Source organism: Corallincola luteus (assembly GCF_004336975.1).
Lineage (GTDB): Bacteria > Pseudomonadota > Gammaproteobacteria > Enterobacterales > Neiellaceae > Corallincola > Corallincola holothuriorum.
The window spans coordinates 1-23159 of the sequence record NZ_SJXE01000006.1 but is presented as its reverse complement, the minus strand read 5'-3'; the positions used below and the strand labels follow the sequence as shown (position 1 = coordinate 23159).

Annotated in this window: 21 protein-coding genes; 12 read left to right on the top strand and 9 right to left on the bottom strand. The window is 48.5% G+C overall.

The genetic code is table 11. The annotated features are described in order from the left end of the window. The first annotated feature begins 1 nt into the window (after position 1). The 5 genes from EZV61_RS12435 (at position 2) to EZV61_RS12415 (ending at position 5469) form a co-directional block, all read left to right on the top strand. Positions 2 to 1207 (top strand): outer membrane beta-barrel protein, encoded by a 1206-nt coding sequence (locus EZV61_RS12435; protein WP_165569596.1) that lies wholly within the window; start codon positions 2 to 4, stop codon positions 1205 to 1207. 72 nt (positions 1208 to 1279) lie between these two features. After that, complete coding sequence (locus EZV61_RS12430) at positions 1280 to 1774, top strand: polysaccharide biosynthesis/export family protein (RefSeq protein WP_240695204.1); 495 nt, start codon at positions 1280 to 1282, stop codon at positions 1772 to 1774. Between the two features lie 25 nt (positions 1775 to 1799). Continuing rightward, positions 1800 to 4025 (top strand): GumC family protein, encoded by a 2226-nt coding sequence (locus tag EZV61_RS12425; RefSeq protein WP_131415967.1) that lies wholly within the window; start codon positions 1800 to 1802, stop codon positions 4023 to 4025. 6 nt (positions 4026 to 4031) lie between these two features. Then, positions 4032 to 4775, top strand: coding sequence for a tyrosine-protein phosphatase (locus EZV61_RS12420; RefSeq protein ID WP_131415965.1), 744 nt, complete (start codon positions 4032 to 4034; stop codon positions 4773 to 4775). After that, positions 4762 to 5469 (top strand): VpsP family polysaccharide biosynthesis protein, encoded by a 708-nt coding sequence (locus tag EZV61_RS12415; protein WP_131415963.1) that lies wholly within the window; start codon positions 4762 to 4764, stop codon positions 5467 to 5469. The genes EZV61_RS12420 and EZV61_RS12415 overlap by 14 nt, the downstream gene beginning before the upstream one ends. 80 nt (positions 5470 to 5549) lie before the next feature. On the opposite strand, the gene EZV61_RS12410 is transcribed toward EZV61_RS12415, so the two are convergent. The 4 genes from EZV61_RS12410 to EZV61_RS12395 all read right to left on the bottom strand — a co-directional run bounded on the left by EZV61_RS12410 (position 5550) and on the right by EZV61_RS12395 (position 11529). After that, positions 5550 to 7043, bottom strand: a complete 1494-nt coding sequence (locus tag EZV61_RS12410) for a methyl-accepting chemotaxis protein (protein WP_114339377.1) — start codon at positions 7041 to 7043, stop codon at positions 5550 to 5552. 23 nt (positions 7044 to 7066) lie between these two features. After that, a complete protein-coding gene (locus EZV61_RS12405; protein ID WP_130567779.1) occupies positions 7067 to 7912 on the bottom strand; it encodes a substrate-binding periplasmic protein in 846 nt (281 codons plus the stop codon). A 139-nt stretch (positions 7913 to 8051) separates the two neighbouring features. Continuing rightward, positions 8052 to 10757: a family 14 glycosylhydrolase gene (locus EZV61_RS12400; RefSeq protein WP_165569595.1), complete on the bottom strand. Its 2706-nt coding sequence runs from the start codon at positions 10755 to 10757 to the stop codon at positions 8052 to 8054. Between the two features lie 277 nt (positions 10758 to 11034). After that, the gene (locus EZV61_RS12395; RefSeq protein ID WP_114339405.1) at positions 11035 to 11529 is read right to left on the bottom strand and encodes a thioesterase family protein; all 495 of its coding nucleotides are present in this window, start codon (positions 11527 to 11529) and stop codon (positions 11035 to 11037) included. A 234-nt stretch (positions 11530 to 11763) separates the two neighbouring features. Between EZV61_RS12395 and recQ the strand changes: the two genes are divergently transcribed. The 3 genes from recQ to EZV61_RS12380 all read left to right on the top strand — a co-directional run bounded on the left by recQ (position 11764) and on the right by EZV61_RS12380 (position 15345). Beyond that, positions 11764 to 13626, top strand: coding sequence for a DNA helicase RecQ (gene recQ / locus EZV61_RS12390; RefSeq protein ID WP_130567777.1), 1863 nt, complete (start codon positions 11764 to 11766; stop codon positions 13624 to 13626). Between the two features lie 156 nt (positions 13627 to 13782). Further along, entirely contained in the window at positions 13783 to 14343 is a 561-nt protein-coding gene (locus EZV61_RS12385; RefSeq protein ID WP_114339382.1) for a hypothetical protein, read from the top strand. 63 nt (positions 14344 to 14406) lie between these two features. Further along, the gene (locus EZV61_RS12380; RefSeq protein WP_114339383.1) at positions 14407 to 15345 is read left to right on the top strand and encodes a transporter; all 939 of its coding nucleotides are present in this window, start codon (positions 14407 to 14409) and stop codon (positions 15343 to 15345) included. Positions 15346 to 15379: 34 nt separating this feature from the next. Here the strand turns inward: EZV61_RS12380 and EZV61_RS12375 are convergent, their stop codons facing one another. Continuing rightward, entirely contained in the window at positions 15380 to 16258 is an 879-nt protein-coding gene (locus EZV61_RS12375) for a LysR family transcriptional regulator (protein WP_131415958.1), read from the bottom strand. Positions 16259 to 16354: 96 nt separating this feature from the next. Here EZV61_RS12375 and EZV61_RS12370 point away from each other — a divergent pair, with 96 nt between their 5' ends. Further along, positions 16355 to 16873: a lactoylglutathione lyase family protein gene (locus EZV61_RS12370; protein ID WP_114339385.1), complete on the top strand. Its 519-nt coding sequence runs from the start codon at positions 16355 to 16357 to the stop codon at positions 16871 to 16873. 62 nt (positions 16874 to 16935) lie between these two features. Here EZV61_RS12370 and prfH read toward each other — a convergent pair whose 3' ends face one another. Further along, positions 16936 to 17553 (bottom strand): peptide chain release factor H, encoded by a 618-nt coding sequence (prfH, locus tag EZV61_RS12365; protein ID WP_131415956.1) that lies wholly within the window; start codon positions 17551 to 17553, stop codon positions 16936 to 16938. A gap of 568 nt (positions 17554 to 18121) precedes the next feature. On the opposite strand from prfH, the gene EZV61_RS12360 reads away from it, so the two are divergent. Next, positions 18122 to 18718 (top strand): PEP-CTERM sorting domain-containing protein, encoded by a 597-nt coding sequence (locus tag EZV61_RS12360; RefSeq protein ID WP_131415954.1) that lies wholly within the window; start codon positions 18122 to 18124, stop codon positions 18716 to 18718. Between the two features lie 118 nt (positions 18719 to 18836). Here EZV61_RS12360 and EZV61_RS12355 read toward each other — a convergent pair whose 3' ends face one another. The 3 genes from EZV61_RS12355 to nhaD form a co-directional block, all read right to left on the bottom strand. Then, positions 18837 to 19538: a pirin family protein gene (locus tag EZV61_RS12355; protein WP_131415952.1), complete on the bottom strand. Its 702-nt coding sequence runs from the start codon at positions 19536 to 19538 to the stop codon at positions 18837 to 18839. 122 nt (positions 19539 to 19660) lie between these two features. Beyond that, on the bottom strand, positions 19661 to 19975 hold the full coding sequence (locus EZV61_RS12350; protein ID WP_114339389.1) for a c-type cytochrome: 315 nt from the start codon (positions 19973 to 19975) through the stop codon (positions 19661 to 19663). A gap of 105 nt (positions 19976 to 20080) precedes the next feature. After that, positions 20081 to 21463: a sodium:proton antiporter NhaD gene (gene nhaD, locus EZV61_RS12345; RefSeq protein ID WP_114339390.1), complete on the bottom strand. Its 1383-nt coding sequence runs from the start codon at positions 21461 to 21463 to the stop codon at positions 20081 to 20083. A gap of 379 nt (positions 21464 to 21842) precedes the next feature. On the opposite strand from nhaD, the gene EZV61_RS12340 reads away from it, so the two are divergent. Then, positions 21843 to 22460 carry a hypothetical protein gene (locus tag EZV61_RS12340; RefSeq protein WP_131415950.1) on the top strand — a complete coding sequence of 206 codons (618 nt, stop codon included), beginning with the start codon at positions 21843 to 21845 and terminating at the stop codon, positions 22458 to 22460. A gap of 107 nt (positions 22461 to 22567) precedes the next feature. Continuing rightward, positions 22568 to 22924, top strand: a complete 357-nt coding sequence (locus tag EZV61_RS12335) for a hypothetical protein (RefSeq protein ID WP_131415948.1) — start codon at positions 22568 to 22570, stop codon at positions 22922 to 22924. Positions 22925 to 23159 lie beyond the last annotated feature (235 nt).

Genomic DNA, 23159 nt, shown 5'->3' with positions numbered 1-23159 from the left:
TATGTTGGATACTCCAAAAAAATTAGGGCTACTTGCGGCTATATGTGCCGGTAGTTATACCGCGGTTGTCGGTGCTGAAGGGTTCGAGCCTGCGCCTATCAAGCTTGATTCGGGCATGACCCTGACTCCAGTTTTAACAACCGTGGTTGGTTATGACGACAATGTTGCTAATAGTAATAGTGACGAAAAAGACAGTATGTATACGGTGATATCTCCGCGAGCAAAGCTTGAGGCGGGTAATGATATTACCAATGGTACGCTCGACTTTGGGTTCGACTCAGGTTGGTACGTTGACTCCAGTGATGATGACTATTTTGATCATTCAGTTTCGGCCCGTGGTCATCATGAGTTCACGGCAAAATATCGGTTAGATCTTGATGCGAGCTATCGACGTACTCACGATGCTCGTGGTACCGGCATTTCAGAAGGTAATCAAGGCGTATTTGATGATGTAACCAAATATAACTACTACGTTGTTGGCGGTGTTTTCGGTCTGGGTGCTCAGTCTTCCGATTTAAGGTTTGATTTACGCTCTCTGTACAAAAAGAAAGATTATCGTAACTTTGAAGATGTCACTCAGTACCGTGATTACGATGCTGTTGAGGTCGGTGCAACGACCTATTGGAACGTCATGCCGAAGACCGACCTGTTGTTGGATATTGGTTACGAACAGATAGATTATGATGTCACTGATCCCAGCACTATCTCTAGAGACAGTGATGTGTTTAAAGCACTTGCTGGTGTTGAGTGGGATATCACAGGTAAAACAGAAGGTCGTGCCAGTATCGGTTGGCAAAATAAAGATTTCGATGATAACGGCAGAGAAGATTTTGACGGCGTATCTTGGGATGTTGCATTGACCTGGAAACCTAAGGAATATTCCGCATTGACCTTCGCAACCGGTCGCGAAGCAAGAGATCCTGATACCTTCGGTGACTACATCAAAGAAACTTATGCCTCTGCGAGCTGGAGACATAAGTGGTTAGACCGTTTCAGCACCGAAGTCGGGACTAAATATGTTGGTGAGTCCTACACCGGTGTTGACCGTGATGATGACTATTGGAGAGCCTCTTTGGCCGCCATCTATGACTTCCGTCGCTGGTTGCAGTTCAAAGGTGAATACGTTTGGAGTGACCAAGACTCAAATGTCGATTCCGTTACTTACGATAAAAACGTGGTATACCTATCAGTGAAAGTTGCTCTGTAACTGAGGTTATTTCTCGCTATGTCTTTTTCAAAGTTATTCTATAAAGTTTTAGCCGTTGTTTTCATAGGCGTTTTGTCGCCTTTAAACGTGTTCGCTAATACCTCACTAGAGAATTATCAGTTAGGTGCTGGTGATGAGATTCGCATACACGTTTTTGGTGAAGAAGAACTCTCTGTTGAGACGACTCTCGGCCAGAACGGCAAGATTAATTACCCTTACTTGGGCAGTGTGCTAGCCAAAGGTAAGACGACACAAGAGTTGGGTGAATTGATTGCCGATGGGTTGAGAGGTGATTACCTGATCAACCCTAGCGTTTTGGTTAGCATTATAGAATACCGCGCTTTTTATATTTATGGCGAAGTGAACAAACCGGGTGGCTACCCATTTCAACCAGGTTTGACTTTGGAAAAGGCTGTCGCGTTGGCTGGCGGTTTCACGCAAAGAGCATCAACCGATAAATTCGAATTGTCTCGCCAGGATGGTGATGGCAAGAAGACGATAGTGGCGACGCTGGTGACTAAGATTAGACCCGGTGATGCGATTCTCGTAAAAGATAGTTTCTTCTAAAGGGCGGAAGTAATAAGTGGATACAATGGAAAATACATCTGCTCACTTAAATAAAGTGAAAGAAGAAGAAGTTATCGACTTTGGCGCATACCTAAAAGTCATTGGCCAATATAAGTGGCGTATCTTCGCATTTGCGATAATGGTCACCATTGTTACAGCGTTAATTACGCTGAGTATGACACCTAAATATCGAGCAACAGCGACCCTGTTGCTGGAGGCGGAGCAAGCGCAGGCTGTCTCTATTGAAGAGATTTATGGGCTTGATTCTACAAGAAAAGAGTACCTGCAAACGCAATATGAGATCCTCAAATCTCGGCGCTTGGCTGAAAAGGTTATCATTCGACTAAATTTAGCGGAAGAACCCGAATTCTTACCCAAGCCTAAAAGTTTACTGGTTTCGACGATCAACTCTATAAAGGCAATGCTGCCAATAGAGCAGGAAGTTGTTGAAGTTGATATAGAAGAGCAACGCGCTCGTGCTCGCTCTCGGATGATTAGTCATGTGCTTGGCAATCTATCTATTGAGCCGATTAGAAATACTCAGTTAGTAAAGATTACCTACGAGGCTGAATCTCCGGCGTTGGCAGCAACAGTGGCTAATACGTTAGGTGATGAATTCATAAAGAGCCACCTCGAAGACAAGCTTGCCTTGACTGTAAAGGCATCTGATTGGATCCGTGAACGCTTAACCGGTCTTAGGACTGGCCTGAGAGCGTCTGAGGTTCAGTTGCAAGCATTTCGTGAGCAGAAGGGCTTGGTTGATATTGAGGGTGTTGTTGCTTTAGCGAGTGTCGAGCTGAATGAGATTACTTCACAGCTAACTAAAGCGCGGCAAGCACGTTCGCAGGCGGCGACAGTTATGCGCGTGTTAAAAGCGGATGAGAGCCGTGATCTGAATAAGCTAGAAACCTTGCCTCAAATATCCAAACACCGACTTATTCAAGAAGCCAAACGAGCGGTTGGTCAGGCAGAGCAGCGAGTAGCCGAGCTTTCTAAACGTTATGGCCAGAAGCATAACAAAATGAAAGCGGCACAGGCGCAGTTGACAGAGGCAAAAGCCAGTTTGCAGCGACAGATTGAGTTGCTGGTAAAAGGGATTGAGCAGGAAGTTGAAAAGACCACACAAAACGAGCAGGCGTTGGTTGCTGAACTTGCAGATGCTAAAGCACGATATCAACAGCTGAGCAAAACTGAGGCGGAATATAGAGAGTTAGTTCGTGAAGTTGATGGCAACCGTCGACTGTATGACACCTTCCTGACTCGCTTAAAAGAGACTGGTGCGGTTGGCGATTTCAGTGCAGCACATGCACGTTTCTCTGATGTCGCAGAGATGCCACTTCAAGCAGCGAAACCGAAGAAGAAAATTATTGTTGTCGCTGCGTTTATCTTAGCGTCAGTGCTAGCAACTTTGATGGCTTTTGCTATCAATGCACTCAGTGATCATATCGTGACACCTGAAGACGTCGAACAGCATTTGGCTCAACGTATTGTGGGTCTTATCCCGAAGATGAAGGCTAATCGTAAAGGTGAGTTTTCTACACATAGCTTCTTTGATAAGAATGCTCAGGTATTTGCTGAAGCGTGGCGAACACTTCGTACGGGATTGGTCTTATCCCATCTTGATTCGCCAGCCAAAGTTCTTGCTGTGACTTCAACTATCCCTAACGAAGGTAAAACTACCACGGCAATAAATACTGCGTTTGCATTGGCTCAAGTTGAAAAAGTGTTGTTGATTGATGCGGACATTCGTAAACCTAGTATCTGTAAACGCTTCAATATTGCTAACTATCAGCCCGGTTTAACCAACTTGTTGACGGGAACACATAAGCTAGATCAGTGTATCTATCATGATCCCCAGTCTGGACTCGATATTTTAGTTGCAGGATCGCCTATACCTAATCCTTTGGAGCTCCTGGCGACAGAAGGTTTTGATAAGTTGATTACGTCATTGCGACAACAATATGATCGCATTGTTATTGATACGCCGCCTGCAAGTGTTGTTTCTGATGCCATCGTTGTTGCTCGTCACGCCGACTCATCACTGTATGTTGTGCGAGCTGAACAAGTTCGGCGCAAGGTGATACTTGAATCAATTGGACGACTTCAACAGTTGAAGGTGCGTATCGACGGTGTGGTATTGAACTGTATCTCTGAGCGTTCCAATTTAACGATTTATGACTACAGCTATGGTTCTGCCTACTCTGATGAGTTGTTAGGCAATGAGAACAAGCCCGTTAAGCGAGAGGCATAACGAGCGTTGATAGATCTCCACTGTCATTTACTTCCGGGTGTCGATGATGGTGCCCAAGATCTATCTGAGTCACTAGAGCTGGCTCGAATTGCGGTCAGCGAGGGCATCAGCACAGCAGTGTTGACGCCCCACTTCCATCCCGGCCGATTTGATAATGACATTGATGGTCTCAGTGCTATTTTCAATACATTCAAAGCTGAGTTATCAAACGCTGATATCGCTTTGGATATCCATTTGGCTGCAGAAGTTCGCATGACAGATCGTTTGTTAAGCGACATCCCAAATAATCGGATCCCGTTTTTGGGTGTCTATCAAGGATGGCGAGTGCTGCTGTTAGAACTCCCTTATAGTCATATTCCTCCTGGCACAGAACAACTGATAAATTGGCTGAATAGTCGAAAGATCATGCCAATGATTGCTCATCCGGAAAGAAATCGGGAAGTGATTCAGAATCCGAATATTCTCTCTCGATTATCTAGATTCAAGTTGATGTATCAGCTCACCATTGGTTCATTTTCCGGCGACTTTGGTGACCATGTGCAAGCAACGGCCACTAGCTTGTTGCAAATGGGCTTTGTTGGCGTTTTAGCGACAGATGCTCACAGTGTAAAAAGACGTCCTCCAATTGTTGCAAAAGGGCTGGCTGTTGTTTCTGATATGGTTGGTGAAGCTCAGGCAAATCAATATATTATTGAACGTCCTGCACAGATCCTCCAAGGGCGTAAAGAGTTGTTGAATGTTGTTGGTTAGCTCGGGTATGAAAGATGATTCGATCCGCTTAGCGCTCTTTTCTGCGCTCCTGCTAGCGCTGGTTGTTGCGTTTTGGACATCTGCGAAGTGGGGTATTGCAAACATCAACGCGGTGTATGCTGAACGAAAGCTAAACAAATGGTCTCATCAAAAAGCAGTTAGTGACAATGAGTTATCATTGGTGACAGCGAGTGTAGAACGCGCGGTCGATTTGCACTCAGATAATGCTCACTACGTTTTTTTGCAAGCGAAGCTGCTGGAGTGGTTAGCATACCAACAGCCGCAGAGCGCGGACCTGTTTTTGCAACAAGCCTTAGCATCTCTCAATAGAAGCCTTTTACTGCGCCAAGGCTGGCCGAATACTTGGTTGAGCGTAGCCAGCGTGAAGCATCGGATGGGGCAATACGATGCTGATTATTCAAAGGCGATGCGACGCGCCGCGGCGCTGGGCCCATACAAGCAAGATGTGACCCTTGGGTTGATACAAATAGGCTTTGAAACCTGGTCACACAGTGATGTAGAGATGAAAAAGGCACTGCTTGAAGCTATCAAGCGAGGTCTCTCAAGAAGTGCTACAGGTTGGCAGGTGATTGCATTGGCAAAGCAATACGACAAACTCTCTATCGTTTGTACTGTGCATCGGCGTCAAAAAACGGCATCCGCTCTGCCAACTAAATTTTCTGACTGCCGATAAATCTTACCATTGGCTTGTGCTTTGACTTGAGGCAATGCCTTGGAGATAGCCTTGCGTAGCTATCTCCCTGACCGTCGGTCCTACAAGCTGAACTTACCTAGCTCCCCTTTCAAATCACTACTAAGCGCGAGTAATTTTTCACCGTGGCGATGGATTAGTTGGGCGTCGTCTTCGACCTGTTGTGACAGGCTGTGGATCGAGGTGACGTTGCGGTTGATATCTTCTGCCACTGAGCTTTGTTCTTCCGCAGCGGTGGCGATCTGGGTGTTCATATCGTTGATGCTGGTGATATTGAACTGGATCTGATCAAGCGACTGGCCGGCACTTTGTGACTGCTCTATGGTGTTATCGACCGCGGTGCGACTCAGTTGCATGGCGTCGTAAGCATTGTTGGCGGCGGATTGCAGCTGCTCGATGATCACTTCAATCTCTTGGGTGGATTGTTGCGTACGTTGTGCCAGGCTCCGAACTTCATCGGCAACGACGGCAAAGCCTCGGCCTTGTTCCCCTGCCCGCGCAGCTTCGATCGCTGCGTTCAGTGCTAATAAGTTAGTTTGTTCGGCAATACTCTTAATCACTTCCAGCATTGAGCCGATGTTGTCGCTGTTATCCCGTAACTGCGAAATTCGCTCCGCAGTTTCGCTCATATCATTGCCGAGCCCTTCAATCTGCTGAATAGTCTGTCCAACAATACCGCCACCCTCCTCTGCCAACGCGGTGGTTTCACGGGTGCTGGCAGCGGTCTGATTAGCATGCTGGGCAACTTCATGGGTGCTGGCAGACATCTCGTTAAGTGCAGTTGCGACTTGCTCTGTCTCTTGCAATTGTTGGCCAGTAGCTTGGGTGGTGCCTTGCACTGTGCGGGTCATTTCGTTGGCGGCAGCGGATACCTCCTCTGCGGAGTGAACCACTGAGCTGAGCAGTTGATGCAGTTGTTCGATGAAACGGTCGAAGTTATTGGCCAACAAGCCGATCTCATCATCGCGATCGATGTGCAGTCGGCGGGTGAGGTCGCCACCGCCCGCGGCTATCTCGCCCAAGGCATCTGTCACTTGCTGCACCGGCTGAACCACCAATGAGCGCAGTGTCATTAAGTTGGTGATCTGTAATGCGATTAACAGCACGATGACGATGACTAAATAGGTGAGCAACACGCCGGTGAGCTGTTCGTTGGCGCTGTCCTTGCGGTAGCTGATCTCTAAGGTGCCGATCTTATCTTTGCCTTCCCACAGCAGATTAACTGTTTGCATGACGATATCGGCAGCTGCTGGCTCGTCACCGGCTTGGGTGACATCACCTAAGGCTTTGCCTCGCTGGTCCACCGCCTTAATTTGATAGACAAAAGGATACTTGCTGAAAGTTTCCAGAATGGTTTTTATCTGATCCTTGTCGTAACTGTAGACCGGCTCCTGCATCACCACGGATAAGGCTTCGCTGGTGTCTCGCATATTATTGTCGAGACGTTCCATGATGCCGCCACGGGCGACCATATAGCTGATCGTGAAGATTATCAGCATAACCACCAAGGATGCTGCCGAGAGCGCCACCATGGATTTTTTGGTAATAGAATTCATCGTCTTTTTGACTCCAGTGAGCGTTACAGGCTGTTGATATCCAACCAAAATTCTTTGCGATTAACCGGTGTTTTCGGATCCATTAGCGGGTTGGGCAGACGGATCACCGTACGTTGTTTGAGTTTACTCAGTTGCAGCGCCTCTTTAATCATCGGGTGGTTAAAGAACAGCTTGTCGTAGCTGCCATCAGCGATCGCCGCTTCAAAGCCTTTGTAAATTAGATCGTGAAGTTTTTTATCGTCTTTATTGACGAAGAAGTACATGGCAAAGGGGTAGATCAATAGCACGTTGTCATCGACCTTAAGTCCCAAATCTTTGTTTCTCTGAACTTCGCCCCAAGGTTCGTTGACCGCTCTGGGGAAGTAATCAAAACGGCCACCTTCTAACATAGGAAAAAGGTTGTGGTATTTGATGGTGGTTGCCACCGGAATATCATTTGCCTGCAAGATAAACGTGTCACCCCAAAATCGCCCTTGGCCAGCGGTTAACCTTTTTAGGTCGGCAAGATTCTTGATGGCGCTGAAACGCGCTTGATCGTTGCCGCGGATGATGAATATACGATGGCCGAGCAAGCCCTTAAGTACCGGGATACGCACCGGTGCCATTCTTTTTTCAAAATCGGGTGTGGTGCCTGCCCACATTACCGACATCTTACCGGCATCGATCATCTCCATCCCTCGGGCTTGGTTGACCGGCTCGCTCAAAGCCTGATATTTGGTGCCGGGTGCAGATTTGGAAAGCGCTAACTTTAAGATGTCGAGGAACAGTGCTTCGCTATCGCTGGCGACCGGATTGTGGATCAGCGGGGCCGCATGCATGCTAAAGCTGAAACAGCATAGCGTGAAGAACAGGGTCAGGGTACGTCGCACGTGGGCATGCTCCAGATCGCAGTTAAAGTAACTCTAAATCTAGAACAGAAAACATTATGTTGCCCATTCAGTTTGTTACTGAATGGGCAAACTGCGAACTTAACGGGCTAACTAAAAGTTGAGGTCGCAAAAAATGCGATCATTGCGCTTTATTGATCAGTCGGGTCAGCTCTTTCATCGGTGTGGGATGGTCATCAAACAGGTTTTGCATCCGCAGCAGGGTGATCCCACCAAAACCAGGCTGACGGTCGAGTGCGCGGGCGATCTGCTGCCATCCCTGTTTGCCATAAAGCTCGCCAGCCAGGGCGTTCTCACCCATTAGGCTGATGCCCAGCTCGGCCGCCGCATCTGCCACCCAGTTAACCAGGTCTTCAGCACGAGAATAGCCTTCATAATCTTTATTGATCATCTCCAGGCAGGTGAAATGCAGAATAACTTTCTCCCGCAGATGAGAGGGCACCAACTGACCGAGCAGTTTGACATATTCACCACGATTGTGGGGGCCGAGCTCTGGATGAGGCGCGACTAAACCTGCCGTGATCTCAGCGACTCGGGGCATCGCCGGATCACTGATCTCCCAATGAATGCCTGGTACTTTGACTCCCAGTGGCACGTTCGCCATTGCACCCTCACTGAATACGTCGTTGGCACATTCAAGAATGCCGCGTCCGTGCTGAATCAGCTCTCCTTGATACCAAGTGAGGAATTCGCGGGCCCAGCTGGAGTAGAGATAGTTCTTCTGTTCAAACAGCGGATGTGGATCAGGAATGGCAACGCTGTCAAAGCTCTTGTGTTGGCCGTTGAAGGCGTAGTTAAGGGCTTTTACGGTTTTGAATTTTTGCTTCAGGTGACTTTTCCAGCGTTGCTCGGCAAGACGGCTAAAGCATTGCAGTGTGCCGCGGTTGGGGTATTCACCCCAATCGTGGGCATTGTAGCTGGGATAGCGAAGTTCACCGGCAGGGCCCAAGCTGACATTGATCTCATCAATTAGGTCGGCACGATCTTGGTAGTGATCACGAAAGGCCTGCATAAACTGCCGGTAGTAGGGCACCACATATTCATCGGCCCAGAGCGATACATACTCCATCGATGTATCCCCCGTTTCACTGACATATTGCAGATCCCGCACCGACTCCAGTTCATCGTGGTTTTCGATTAATTTACCCCACAGCCACAGTGGAATGGTCTGCATGAAGTCATCATTAACGTTACCTCCCGCCTGATGAAATGACAGGATGGGTACCCAATGCATCTCATTCGCTGCCAACACCTCGACCATGCGGTCATAGTAGGTCCAGTCGAATAGGCCCGGTTGGCGTCCCTCGATGAGGCCCCACCAAAGGTCAGTTGATATGGCACTGACACCGATTTTCCGAAGTTGCCGGATCTCCCGTTCAAATTCGATCCAGTTCTCCTCTTGCAACATCATCAGCTGGTTACCCACTTTCAGATGCAGTGGCCCCATCACCCGGAAGCTCTTACGTCCTAACTGTTGGCCGACTTTACCCATGCCATGTTTCATTCGGCCGAGTTGACGCAGTCTGGCCGCACCGGCTTGTTCGGTGTCTAACACCGAATCCAGATCCCGCAGCGCCCAACCGGCAACCCCGGTTTGCTGCAGGCTGCGTTGCATCAGTTTGTCCCACGCCAAATGGTCATCTAGTGCATTGGCCTGGCGGTTTTCCACATACAGTTGGATGCCTAGCTCACCGGCGCGCCCTACCCAGTCACTCATTTGATAATGGGGCTGGGTGGATTCGACACCCGACAACAAGACGCAAAGTGAGTTTGCGTCGGCGTTCAGTTCTATCTTGCTTAAGGCATCAAACAAGCGGCTAAATAATGCGGTCTCATGATCCAGAGCGACCCCTGCTAAAGCCAAAGCGTGTTGATCAGCATGGTCGTTACTGGCGTTGAGTGACACTGGAACGCGCAAACCAAAACCACAAGACCATTGCTCTGGCAGGGTTTGGCTGAGCGACGACAGGGTCTCTGCACTGAATGTAATTAGCTGTGATTGATACCAGCGGTAGAAATCGCTGATCGGCTTCGAGCTTCGTGTGTTGTCGGCGAGTAAGGTGTTGATCTGCTGCTGTATCTGCCCGAGTAAATCATTGGCAGTCAGAGCGTCATCTTCTACCTCCCAAGCACTATACCAGGCCGCTTTTTCACCATACTGAGAGAGCATGGCCTGTTCAAAGCTGTCTACTGCGATGCCACTAAAAACACCGAGCTGGTGTTGGTCGGCGGGTTCAATCAATGCATCTAAAATAGGGAAACGTACTTCGCCGTCAGGCCCGGCACCGAGCAAAATTTGCGGAATACATGATTGAAATTCGGCAGCATGATGAAAAAACGCTTTTAGCCACTGGCTGACATAAGGGGTGTAGAGCTCTCTCGCCCACAGGCTGGGAGCGGAAATTGTGTCATTACCCAGTTGGTCGACATACTTTAAGCTATCTTGTGGCCAGTCTGCGGGCTGTTCGTGCCCTAGCTTGCCCCAAAACCAGTCGGGTAACAGGTGGGGGGTTCCTGCTTCACTGACCCCAGAAGCACCGATATTAAATTCAGGGATCAGTTTCAGTTGTGCCTGACGGATCAATGAAAACAGGCTGAGATAGCCTTGCCAACGTTGCGCCTGCTCGACATTGTCAGGGTGAAATGGCGCCACAGTACGCCAGCTGATCGGCACGATAATGCCATCAACGCCATTTTTTTTCGCCGCCGCAAACTTCGTTGCCAGCGCCTGACGGTAGGCGGGTTGGTCCGGTAAGCTGTTGATTATGCGATGAAGAGAAGCAGGGGCATGGACCCATATCTGGCCAGGCTGATGCAATGGATTCATAGCGCGTTTCATCTCCTATAGGTGCTGCAAGTAGCCAACTTAACAGGGTGATAGTTGGCTGTTTTTATGTCCCGAATGGTTCATCCTTCTGGACATGGTGCAGTACTGAAATGCGGTTATTTGCTGAAGCAGACTATAGAGGTCGGATAACGGACGCAATTTGCGTTAGAACAAACTCGATGCCGATATGTGAACTGGCTCACAAGTTATAGCGTAGAAAGCGGAACGTGTTACAGACGCGGTGGGACCTTAGCCTGCTGACTGAACGATAAATATGCTACCCCATCATGTATGCGCCGGTGCCAAAAGCTATCTGGCTACCTTTTTCATTGTGTAGCTCCATTCGACAGACGCTGACTCGACTGCCTGAACGTATCACTTCGGCGCTGGCGACAAAGTGCTCACCGCGACCAGGACGCAGGTAATCCACCCGCATATCTATGGTACCCATTTTGGCGAGCTTCTTATTCAGCAGTGCTTGATCCATCGTGTCTGATTTCTCGAGAAAGTTAGCGATGGCAATCAAGCCTCCCGCTACATCCAATACTGAAGCAGTGACACCGCCGTGGAGAATGCGTTGTATTGGATTGCCGATCAGCCCCTCATGCATAGCGAAATGCACCTCCACCTTGTCGCAAGTGAAGTAAGGGATGGAAAGCCCCAAGCTGCGATTAAACGGCATTTGATCAGTAAATAGGTGGGCAATGGCGGCCAGCTTGGGTGGTAAGTCAGGTGCTACACGTGTCTGTTGCGGAGTGTGTTGGTCAGCCATGATAACAACCGGTAGCTTAGAGTAATTATTCAATTGTTGGTCTGATTTGTCTGTGGCGCAACTTTTCGATGTCATTTTTTAGTGATAACGCACTGTTCAAAAAGAGTGTTTACTAACGCCAGTCGGTGCCGGTGTGATAAACGCCCGATGCCTCAAGACAAAGTGCGCTGCGGCAAGTAAACTAGCCTGCCTGTTCGCCAAACCGGTGACCAATAGAAGAGCGCCCCTTAGTCAATGAATCCTGGTTCTGCCGTTCCATCTGCTGCGATAGCCGTCGACTCAAGTCGACTGGATCAGAGTGATCCCTTGTTGCAGAGGGCGTTAGCCACGCTGAACAGTGTGTTTGGCTACGACAGTTTTCGTCCCGGACAATCCGAGGTGGTCAGTGCTCTGGCTGCTGGTGCCGATGCCATGGTGATCATGCCGACAGGGGCGGGAAAGTCGCTCTGTTATCAGATCCCCGCGCTGGTGCGTGATGGCTTGACGGTGGTGGTTTCTCCGCTGATCGCCTTGATGAAAGATCAGGTGGATCAATTGGTCAGTAATGGCGTTAGCGCGGCTTACCTGAACTCGACCCTTAGCCGAGAACAACAGATAAAAACATTGTCGGCATTAGCTCACGGTGAATTGAAGTTGCTTTATGTCGCGCCGGAACGCCTGCTACAGGCCAATTTTCTGGAACGCTTGCGGCAAGTGAACTTGTCGATGTTCGCCATTGATGAAGCCCACTGTGTGAGTCAGTGGGGGCATGATTTCCGTCCTGAGTACGCAGCCTTGGGGCAGCTGAAGCAGCTTTTTCCCCATGTGCCTGTCGCGGCGTTGACCGCTACCGCGGACCATGCGACCCGCGTTGATATTATCGGCCAGCTGGCACTGCAGCAGCCGTTTCTGTTTCTTGGTAGCTTTGACCGTCCAAATATTCGTTATAACCAGATTGAAAAATATAAACCGTTCGACCAGCTCAGCGACTATTTACATGGCCGTAAAGGCCAGAGCGGCATTATCTATTGCACCAGTCGTAAGCGGGTGGAAGAGATCGCCGAGCGTTTAAAGGCCAAGGGAGTGGATGCCGATGCCTATCATGCTGGTATCGACATCAAGCTACGTAATCGGGTACAGGAGCGTTTTGTTAAAGACGAGCTGGCGATTGTCGTAGCGACGGTAGCGTTTGGCATGGGTATCGACAAGCCGAACGTGCGTTTCGTTGTGCACTACGATATCCCGAAGAATATTGAATCTTATTATCAAGAGACCGGGCGTGCCGGGCGGGACGGTTTACCTGCCGAAGCTCTGTTGCTTTATGATCCTGCGGATATCAGTCGAGTGCGGCGCTTGCTGGAGAACATCGAAAATCCGCGCCAACAGCAGGTAGAGCAGCATAAACTCAATGCGATGGCCTCTTTCTCTGAGGCGCAAACCTGTCGTCGCCAGGTATTGCTGCATTACTTTGGTGAGCAGCGTAAGCAGAGTTGCGGTAACTGCGATATCTGTTTGGATCCCCCCAAACGCTATAGCGGTACTGTCGATGCACAGAAAGTACTCTCTTGTATCTATCGGATGGGGCAGCGCTTTGGCGCTGGTTATCTGGTGGAAGTGCTGCGCGGTGCTGACAACGCACGCGTCAAAGAGTACGGCCACAACAAACTATCCACCTGGGGCATAGGCAAAGATCAGCCGCCGGAACATTGGCTTAGCGTTGTTCGTCAGTTGGTGCACCTAGGCTTGCTGGTGCAGGACATCACGCAAAGCTCGATTTTGCGTTTGACCGAAGCCGCGCGTCCCGTACTCAAAGGGGAACAGGCGCTGGAGCTGGCAGTGCCACGGGTTAAACTGGCTAGTCAAAAGCGGCAAATTGAGTTGGAGGGAGATGACCGCCGACTGTTTGCCCGCCTCCGTGGCTTGCGTAAAAAGCTGGCTGAAGATGAAGGTGTGCCACCTTATGTCGTATTCAATGACGCCACTCTGCTACAGATGGCGCAGGAAAAGCCAACTCGCGAAGTGGAACTGCTGCAGATCAGCGGCGTCGGTGAGCGAAAATTGTCGCGCTTCGGCGATCCGTTTCTGGAAGTGATTTGTGACCACCTGCTGGGGCGCTGAACAACAACTTGATTCTCGATCTTTGTTGCCGTAGCTCTACAAATCGTTAATACCTCAAGCTTTCTGCCTGATAGCTTAGAAATAGCCTTAAGTTACCATTATGTTAATATCCTTCGAGTAGGCACTGTCTGTTTTGTAACATCAAGGAATATGTAAATGTCTAAGCAACTGAAAAGTGCATTAGCTTGCGTGCTATTTTTCGCAATGTCATTTTCTGGGCAAGCGCTTGAAAAGACGACTTCGTTTTATGTTGGTGTCGATGATGCGACTGTTGAAGCTGTTGGAGAGGCAATTATCTATTCGTTGAACTACCGAGGTTGGGTAGTTGATAACAGAGATGACCCTCGCATATTGTCTCATTTGTATAAGCGTGGGACGGAAGCGGATCTCATCATTGATTATACCGAGCGCAAGGTCACCATCAAAACAACAGCCTTTCGTTTACAACAGTCAACAGACCCTATGACGATCGGGCAAGTGACACGGAATGATTATTATCCTCGCGGCTGGATCAGCAATATAAAAAAAGATGTCATTAGAGTGTTGCCACGTATTTCGGCTGAATTGGCGAAAAAGAAAGAAGCTGAAGTGGTAGTCGTTGTGGACATCAAAGAAGAGCTTGATGAGCTTAAAAAGCTATTCGAACAAGGGCTCATCACCAAAGAAGTTTACGACCAGATGCAGCTCAAGCTGCTTGAAAAGCGGAATGTGCTTTAGAGGCCGTTCGTTTTTATCAATCAGTAGATATTGGATTGAGAAAATTGTTATGGAGGATCGGTTGTGGCACTGCGCATTAGTTTGTTGAAATCTGTTGCCTTGCAAGGTTTGCTGGCTTTGTGCACTTTGTTTGTTTCGTTGCACCTGCAAGCTGAAGATCTTGAACCTCGCCGTTGGGCGCATCTCCCTATCAATACCAATTTCCTCGGTGCGGGCTATGCCAGCACCAAAGCTGATATAGACTTCGATCCGGTGCTTAAAATTGAAGAGGCAGAAGCGACGGTAGACACTTGGGTGGCCAAGTATATTCGCACCTTTGAACTGTTCGATAAAAGTGCCCGTATCGGCGTGGCACAGGGCTATCAGAAAGGGCATTGGACTGGCATCCTTGACGGTGAGGCGGCGTCAACTTCTCGTGATGGCGCTACCGACACCCTTGTTCGGTTCGCGGTGAATTTGTATGGCTCGCCACCGCTAGAGGGCAAAGAGTTTGTTGCCTATCGTAAAGCCAACCCTAATGAAACAATTGTTGGAGCCGGTATCTCGGTACAACTGCCTACCGGTGACTACATGTCGGATAAGCTGATTAATCTGGGTACGAATCGCTATACATTGCGTCCACAGATTGGGGCGATCCACACCCGTGGTCAATGGTCGTTTGAAAGTACGGCGAGGGCGGTGATCTATTTCGACAATGATGACTTTTATGGTGGCAAGAAACTAGAGAATGATCCGCTCTATGTGTTGAGTGGTCATCTTATTTATACTCATCGCCCCGGTATTTGGGGCAGTATCAGTGCTGCATACGATTACGGTGCGAAGCCGACCGTTGACGGTGTTGAGAAAGACAGCCGCAAAGAGGAGTTGCTGTTTGCCGCCAGTGTCGGCATTCCGATTAACCGCCATTTGGGGATCAAACTGGGTTACATCGGCTCGCGAACGCAGCGCACCACAGGTGTTGATACGGACTCCTTCGTTCTCGCAATGTCTGGATATTGGTAGGCAGCATCACAGCGTATAGCACTTATTCTGCTTGTTATTGCTGTTGCCACTGTTGATAGATAACCTCTTTTATATGCTCATAGCGTTTGCCCAAGGGGCGATGCTTTTTGCTGATTAGGTAGACGGTTTCAGTGACCGGTTGCGACAGTGATGCACAGCAGATCTGCCCAGCGTAAGGAAAATCATGCAGTGCCGATGCGGGTAGCACAGTAAAACCTATTCCTCGGGCTATCGGCAGTAATATCTGGTTGAGTTGATTGATATAGCCGGCTTCATTAATTTCTGACATGCCAATAAACTGCGCTGGAAAATTCGCCGCCAGCGCTGCCGTGGCATAATGATGACCATCGGGATGATTAATAAATCCTAGCGTTTGCAGTTGCTGCCAACTGAACTCAGAGCCTGCTGGCATCACTAAGCAAAGTTCATCTTGTCCCAGTGTTTCTTGTTGTAGTGCGGGATCGTTCACTGCACGGGTGATCAAACCTAATTCACAGTGGTTCTCTTTAACATCGGCAATGATGCTTTCGTTTGGCGCAGCTTCGAGCTTTATCTGCAAGGCAGGGCAGCGTTGTTGCAGTGACAGTAGCTCAGGGTAAAGCTGATTGGCAATGGCGCCGGAGCATGCCAAACGGCACTCACCTTGCTCTCCTTCATCGCTGGCCAACTGCTCAATTAGATTTTGCTCTGCCGCCATTTGTGCCTGAGCATACTGTTGCAATGTTCGCCCCGCTTCCGTGAGCTCAAATCGTTTGCCAAATCGATGCAGCAGTGGCGTACCCAAGTGGGCTTCCAGTTTCATGATGTGTTGGCTAACACCGGGCTGTGTCATATGCAGCTGTTCGGCGGTGTGGGTGAAATGTCCGGTTTCAGCCAGTACCAAAAAGGTTCTTAAATGGGTTGGATTTATCATTTCTAAATATTATCAAAATAATAATTTATGATAATTTAATATTATCACAACTGTTCCCTATACTTGCTCTCGTTCCCAACGAAGAGAGTATTAGTTATGACAAGCAATCAACCAACGCCTTATCCACGTACCTTTTCCCATATCGGTATCTCAGTGCCTGATTTGGATGCTGCGGTAAAATTCTATACCGAAGTCATGGGCTGGTACCTGATCATGGAACCCACGGATATCACTGAAGATGACAGTGCCATTGGCGAGATGTGTACTGACGTATTTGGCGCGGGGTGGGAGCATTTTCGTATTGCCCATCTCTCCACCGGTGATCGTATTGGCGTGGAGCTGTTCGAATTTAAAAATCAGCAGAACCCGGAAGACAACTTTGAATACTGGAAAACTGGTGTGTTCCATTTCTGTGTTCAAGATCCGAACCTGGAAGAGTTAGCTGAAAAGATTGTGGCGGCGGGTGGTAAAAAGCGGATGAAAGCGCCGCGTTACTATTACCCAGGTGAAAAGCCTTACCGTATGATCTACATGGAAGACCCGTTCGGTAATATTGTTGAGATCTATAGCCATAGCTATGAGCTGCATTACTCCAGCGGTGCTTATAACGGCTAAGTACAAAGATAGCGCAGGCATTGTTGGCCTGCGCTATCGATCTATTCACTTAAATGTTCATGCTATTTCATTAGCCTGAACTCACTGCCTTTAAACAGCTTCACCGGATTGCCCCGCTCTAGGGTCAAGTGGCTTTGCCACTGCTGTTGTTTCTTCGCTGCCACGGCTGAATCAGCCAGTTTTGCTAGCTTGTAAGCGATTAACTGTGTCGCTAAGCGCTTATTGGCGTGCTGACTGCGTTCAGAGGTGACTTTGACACTAATGCCGGTGGCAATGTGCGTCGCTTGGATCGCCGAATCAGTCTTGTTGACATGCTGACCGCCCGGACCACTGGCACGACAAGCACGATAGCTGATTTTGTTGTCTCCAGCGGTGTTGCTTGAGGCAAACAGCTCACAGCCAATAAACCAATTTTTCCGCTTATGTCGCGGCCGGTAAGGGCTGACACAGATCCACTGGATCACCCCCTGCCACTGGCTTGCAAACTGCCGTTCGTTCTCGCCATCGATACTCAACAGTATCGAAGCAAAGGTGCCTTTTTCAGTGCCTTCGACTGATTCTATGACAGATACCGATAGCCCATGCTTGTCTGCTTCTTTTAGCAGGCAGGCATATGCTTTGGCGACGGCCAAACAACACTCAGCAGGCCCCTGGCCAGCGCTTAATTGCAATATCAACATCTGCCGTCTCCCTTGCCCATAGGCACGAAAACGGTGTTGGTTTGCCAGATATTTTTAGTTTGATTTTGTAGGTCGACCATCGATAACCGTCGGCACGACATTGATTGAACATAGTTGCCCATATCCCAATTCCATAGTGATGATACAAATAGATGAATTGGCAAGCCGGCTGGCTGGGCAAACAGAAAGGCGTGTTAACCCAGAACAGGCTTGCATAGGTTTGTTGCTAATCGCATGGTGACCTCCTGCAAGTTGGTAAGTGAAAGCGGCGACATATTAACCAGTGTTATCTATTGATTCAATCGCCATGACGGCTTTTGTTTCTCGTCTACGGGTTCCATCCATTCAACGGCCAGTTGCTAAGCTATTTTGTTGCTAAATAGCTCGTTGGTGACAAAGCATCAGGTGGGGTTCTGCGGTGTTTGCATTGTCAGCTAAATTGACATTTTGATAGCCCCGTTGTTGAGGGTCTTGTTAATCTTTTGATTATAAATAGAAAGATTATCTGGCCTCCGCTTTGCATTAGTAGTCCTTACTTTAATAAGAAAATGCACAAGGAAAGAAGCTAATGAATAAATTTGTTAATACACTAATTGCTGCCACGGCGATGTTGACCACGTCATTTGGAGCGTTTGCTGGTGTTATGTATACCAACACTGGGCTAGCTTCAGCTGATACGACCTTAACGTTTGATGAAGTGGTGCTTGCCGATGGTACCGCACTTACCAATCAGTACTCAGCCTTTGGGATCACGTTTGCTGGTGCCTTTTACAACCCTCAAGCTCAGGCATTTCCACCTGCCACCGATGGAAATCAGATAGGTAATTTTTTTCCTGCAGCCAGCCCTTGGTCAATTATGTTTGACAACGATATAGAAGAGGCCGCTTTCGGTATTGCGACGAATCAAAATTCAACATTGGTTGAAGTGTTGTTAGATAGCGTTGTTGTTGATTTTGTATCAGCTAATACTGATTTTGATGGCACAGATTTTTTCCAAATCACAGGGCTTGTTTTTGATGAAATCCGTTTGACCACCACGGGCGATATGTTGGCGTTGGTTGATAATTTGCAGTTTTCAGCAAAAAGCGATGTGCCGGAGCCTGTTAGCGTCGCGCTGCTCGGTTTACTGCTTGCCGGTCTCGGTTATTCAAGAAGATCCGTATAGCCGTTTTTACTGTTCGTATTTATTCTAGCCTCGGTATTCACCGAGGCTTTATTTTGTTTAGAGCGAGCAAACCCATAGAACGCCATACCGCGTATTATTGAGTAGGCTTATTATTCGGTCATGCCATCGGTAGATCAAACCATAGCCATTCACTGTCTGGGGCATTTTCAACTATCAGGTTTTGCATATCATGGCTGGCACTCACATTAAGGCCATCACCAGCAGCTAGCTGATGATGTTCCAGATCTATAGACCCCTTGATCAGTTGCAAGTAGCCTTGGCGCCCGGCTGGTAATTTCAGCTGCGCTGTTGTGGTTTTGGCGTACCTTGCCAGATACACGGTTGCGTCTTGATGGACAGTTAAACTGCCTTCAGTGCCGTCTGGAGAAGCGACTTTGATCATCCCCTCCCCACGGAATTTTTTCTGTTGGTAGTCAGGCGTCAGCCCCAGTTGATCAGGCTGGATCCAGATCTGTAGGAACTCAGCCGTTTCAGTGTTTGAGCCATTGTATTCCGAGTGGCTGATCCCGGTACCAGCACTCATTAATTGGAATTCACCGGCCGTTAGCCGTTGAATATGCCCCATGCTGTCTTGGTGCTCGAGAGTGCCTTTCAATACGTAAGAGAGGATCTCCATATCCTGATGGGGGTGAGTGCCAAAGCCGCCACCTGGTTGCACGATATCCTGATTGATCACCCGCAGGGCTGACACCCCCATATGTTGAGGATCGTAGTAGTGGCCGAAAGAAAAGCTGTGGCGGCTGTCTAGCCAACCTAAGTTGACGTGGCCACGTTCATTGGCTGGGCGAATAGCGATCATCAGACTCTCCTTCTGTGGGTATGAGGAGAGATTAGATCCGACTATAAAGAACTAAAAGCGCAACTTGTCGCCTGTTTTGTTCGATTTTATGACTATGTTCGTCGTTTTGGTTTTGCTGTCTGTTACAACTTCAGGCTGGCGTAATAGAGCGCGAGTTGGCGGATATCCTCATCAGAAAGTGGCTTGGCCAGATTACCCATGATCGGGTTTGGTCGCGCACCACTGCGAAACGCTTTCATCTGATTTTCAAAGTACACGGCTTGCTGTCCCGCCAGATGGGGATACATGGGGATCACCGAAACGCCCTGTTCGCCATGGCAGGCGGCACAGGTCGTCGCTTTCTGTTTTCCTATAGCGATATCATCAGCGTTAACCGCTGTGCTGCAGATGAGACTGCTGATGACGGATAGCGCAAGCAAGGTGGAACGAGGGCTCATTTTGAGATCCTTAAAATCTATCGCGATGCGCGATGGCGGTTTCACCACAGTATATAAACCAAGCCGTATTCGGTTAGTGACCTTTATCAAGCTTGTTTTATGGCATTAGCCGTTGACCAAAAAATGCACGCCGATGCCGGCACCATAGCCTAAAGCGATGGTCCAGCTCCATTTCAGGTGTGACATAAAGGTGTAATGCCCTTTGGCTGCTCCCATTAAGGCCACGCCTGCTGCGGACCCCACCGACAGTAAGCTGCCGCCAACACCTGCAGTGAAGGTGATCAGTAGCCATTGGAAATGATCCATCTCGGGCGCCATGGTCAGAATGGCAAACATCACTGGGATATTATCGATCACAGAAGAGATCACGCCGGCGGCAATATTGGCTGGCGTAGCGCCCCAGTCGCCATACATAACGCCAGAGGCGGCGGTAAGATAGCCAAGAAAGCCGAGGGCACCGACACAGTACATCACGCCAAAGAAGAACAGTAGGGTGTCCCATTCCGGAACTGCCAATTTACTGAACGTATTAAAATCTCTGTCTTCGTGGTCATCGGCGAGAAACTGCGAACCAAGGTAGATAGATAGAAAGAGCAGTGATAGCCCAAACATCATGCCCAGATAAGGTGGCAGGCCGAGGGCGTTTTCAAAAGTCACTGCCAGACAGATGGTGGTAATAAACAGCAAGCAACTTAGGTAACCTCCCCGTTTAACCTTGACCCTGTCTTCGATCGCGGGTGGCTTACCTGCAGGAATGAATCGCGAGATGATGAGCGCCGGCACGATGTAGTTGGCGATCGCCGGCAAAAACAGCTGAAAAAATTCGGTAAATTCAATGCGCCCCGATTGCCAAACCATCAAGGTGGTAATATCGCCAAATGGTGAGAAAGCACCGCCCGCATTGGCGGCAATGACAATGGCGATACAGGTGAGACCAATAAACTGGCTGCTCTCCTTACCCACCGCCATCACGACTGCGCCCATGATCAGGGCGGTAGTCAGGTTGTCGGCAATTGGCGACAGGAAAAAAGCGATGATGCTGGTGGCCCAGAATAGCTGCTGGTAACTGAGCCCTCTGCCAACCAAATAGCCCTTTAATGCTTCAAACACGTTGCGCTCTTCCAATGCATTTATGTAGATCATCGCGACCAACAGGAACAGAAACAGCTCGGCGAACTCCGACAGGTTATGGGTGACTGCGGCCTCCAGCGCTTCCCGGCTCATACCCATCTCCGCGCCAACTAAGGCGGCCAGCACCCATAAGATCCCCGCCGCATTAATCATTGGCTTGGATTTAGGCAAGTTCAGTTGCTCTTCAAAGATCACCAGCGCGTAGGCGATAAAAAAGATGCACAGCGCGAAGATCGCCAAGGGGTGACTGAGTGCGGAGATCGATTCCTGGTGCGCCTCAAAGGCCGCACAAGGAAAACTGGTTAACAGGAAAACAGGCAATAGTCGCAGTGTACTGGCATTGGGTATAAAGCGCATAGGTGAAAAATCCGCAATGAAGTCAGTGAGTAACCATAGTTAAAAGTGTAGTGGCTAGAGGCCTGCCCAGTCAGAGATTTTTTTAGGGTGGGCATTATAGCGATGCGCTGACTTTTACTGGATAAAAGCACAACACGGTATGGATGTGCATGTGATGTCTGGCAAATCACAATCTGCCGCTAATTTCGGCGTATTTTGTGAAAAAGAGAGTAAAAATCGACTAATCAGTAAGTTATGATCAAATTACTAATTAATAAAAAGTAGGTTAGACGGGATCTTTTCGGTTTGGGGTGATAGGTAGACATAGCCCCTTTATCCAGATAGATGATCCGTGTAGTTCTATTTAGCGTTATGCGCTATCGCGTGAGATTAAGTAATAATGCGAATATTTGATATTTTCAAAAATAGAGATAGGGACCCGAAAGGACTAATAGAGTACTTCTCTCTTCAGGATTGGTGGCTTAATAAATTAAGTGATTCTGAACGAAAAACCATTTTGGAAATCTATCAGCCTATGGGCGGAAGTGGATTGATTGATGGAAATATTCAAAGCACCACACAAACCGATGTTGGCCTTCTTTCAGGTATGGTAGGTTGGTTTTCTAAAGCCGAAAACCGCCATATCTCGTACAAGCTAATTGAGCAGGCAGAAAGCCTTATTACTGCCGAAACAAGCCCATTAGATATTCATTTCCTGTACGGGGCGAAAATTGAAATCACCTATAAAGATCGAGATCTGTCGAGTGCTGGGCTGGATATAGCAGTTAGGGCTTGTGAGCAACAAATATCAGTTGCAGAAGCTTCTGCCAAAGAGTTTCTTCGACAGTATAAAGACAGCCCTCTACCTAGCCATAAAGGCTTTACTCAATTAGCCATTGTATTAGAAAAGAAAAAGGATTTTTCTCAAGCCATAGATCTTGCCAAAAAGGCTAAGAAGCAAGGTTGGGCAGGAGATTGGGATAAGAGGATCGAACGGTGCAGCAAAAAAATCGCATAACAAAGCAATCTACCGGACGTCCACTGCGTCGCTTAAAGTGTGCTTTAATAGCACACTTAAACCAACTCCGTTCCCGTCGGTAATTGCGGCGTTATGCGTAAAGTAAGATGAATCCACACCGAGTAAACATCATCACTCTCTTACAGCTAGTTGCAAGACATAAAGAACAGGTCGAGTACCAGAGGAAAGTGCCTAGTGTTAATGTTGCGACCGAAATGTGCTGTCAGTGGTTCGATGATTTCTATCACCCTGAATTCGAAGAGTTCAAAGTGAATTTTTCGAAGCCAGAGTTAATGTGGTTGGCGAAGTTCAATGAGGTGTTTGAAGACTGTGTCGATGAACTACCGGAAACACTCGATGACTTTCATCGTGATCCCCGGTGGCAAAAAGTGACTTCGGTGGCAGAGAGCCTTCTAATCGAGCTTGGTTGGCAAGACATTAGACCTATCTATGACCGCCAGTAATGCGCATAACAAACCAACCCACGTGGACGGCTTTTCGCAGGCTTTCGTCGCTCCGCCCCTTAGCTTAGCCTGCTCAATCCGCCCATGGTTGGGGCGTTGGTATGACTCCCTCTGTCAAGTTTGACGCACTGATCCCTGCTAAAAAACTAGCCATCGTATTCTCCTAAAAAAGAGCTGATACATCAGATGAAGCCGGTACTTTCGTCGGTTGCTATGCTGGTATCCGTGGATTACT

Excerpts from the sequence above, each read along its gene's own strand:
- EZV61_RS12435 (WP_165569596.1), top strand. The coding sequence starts at position 2 with ATGTTGGATACTCCAAAAAAATTAGGGCTACTTGCGGCTATATGTGCC.
- EZV61_RS12425 (WP_131415967.1), top strand. The coding sequence starts at position 1,800 with ATGGAAAATACATCTGCTCACTTAAATAAAGTGAAAGAAGAAGAAGTT.
- EZV61_RS12415 (WP_131415963.1), top strand. The coding sequence starts at position 4,762 with ATGTTGTTGGTTAGCTCGGGTATGAAAGATGATTCGATCCGCTTAGCG.
- EZV61_RS12410 (WP_114339377.1), bottom strand. The coding sequence starts at position 7,043 with ATGAATTCTATTACCAAAAAATCCATGGTGGCGCTCTCGGCAGCATCC.
- EZV61_RS12400 (WP_165569595.1), bottom strand. The coding sequence starts at position 10,757 with ATGAATCCATTGCATCAGCCTGGCCAGATATGGGTCCATGCCCCTGCT.
- EZV61_RS12395 (WP_114339405.1), bottom strand. The coding sequence starts at position 11,529 with ATGGCTGACCAACACACTCCGCAACAGACACGTGTAGCACCTGACTTA.
- recQ (WP_130567777.1), top strand. The coding sequence starts at position 11,764 with ATGAATCCTGGTTCTGCCGTTCCATCTGCTGCGATAGCCGTCGACTCA.
- EZV61_RS12385 (WP_114339382.1), top strand. The coding sequence starts at position 13,783 with ATGTCTAAGCAACTGAAAAGTGCATTAGCTTGCGTGCTATTTTTCGCA.
- EZV61_RS12375 (WP_131415958.1), bottom strand. The coding sequence starts at position 16,258 with ATGATAAATCCAACCCATTTAAGAACCTTTTTGGTACTGGCTGAAACC.
- EZV61_RS12370 (WP_114339385.1), top strand. The coding sequence starts at position 16,355 with ATGACAAGCAATCAACCAACGCCTTATCCACGTACCTTTTCCCATATC.
- prfH (WP_131415956.1), bottom strand. The coding sequence starts at position 17,553 with ATGTTGATATTGCAATTAAGCGCTGGCCAGGGGCCTGCTGAGTGTTGT.
- EZV61_RS12360 (WP_131415954.1), top strand. The coding sequence starts at position 18,122 with ATGAATAAATTTGTTAATACACTAATTGCTGCCACGGCGATGTTGACC.
- EZV61_RS12355 (WP_131415952.1), bottom strand. The coding sequence starts at position 19,538 with ATGATCGCTATTCGCCCAGCCAATGAACGTGGCCACGTCAACTTAGGT.
- EZV61_RS12350 (WP_114339389.1), bottom strand. The coding sequence starts at position 19,975 with ATGAGCCCTCGTTCCACCTTGCTTGCGCTATCCGTCATCAGCAGTCTC.
- nhaD (WP_114339390.1), bottom strand. The coding sequence starts at position 21,463 with ATGCGCTTTATACCCAATGCCAGTACACTGCGACTATTGCCTGTTTTC.
- EZV61_RS12340 (WP_131415950.1), top strand. The coding sequence starts at position 21,843 with ATGCGAATATTTGATATTTTCAAAAATAGAGATAGGGACCCGAAAGGA.
- EZV61_RS12335 (WP_131415948.1), top strand. The coding sequence starts at position 22,568 with ATGAATCCACACCGAGTAAACATCATCACTCTCTTACAGCTAGTTGCA.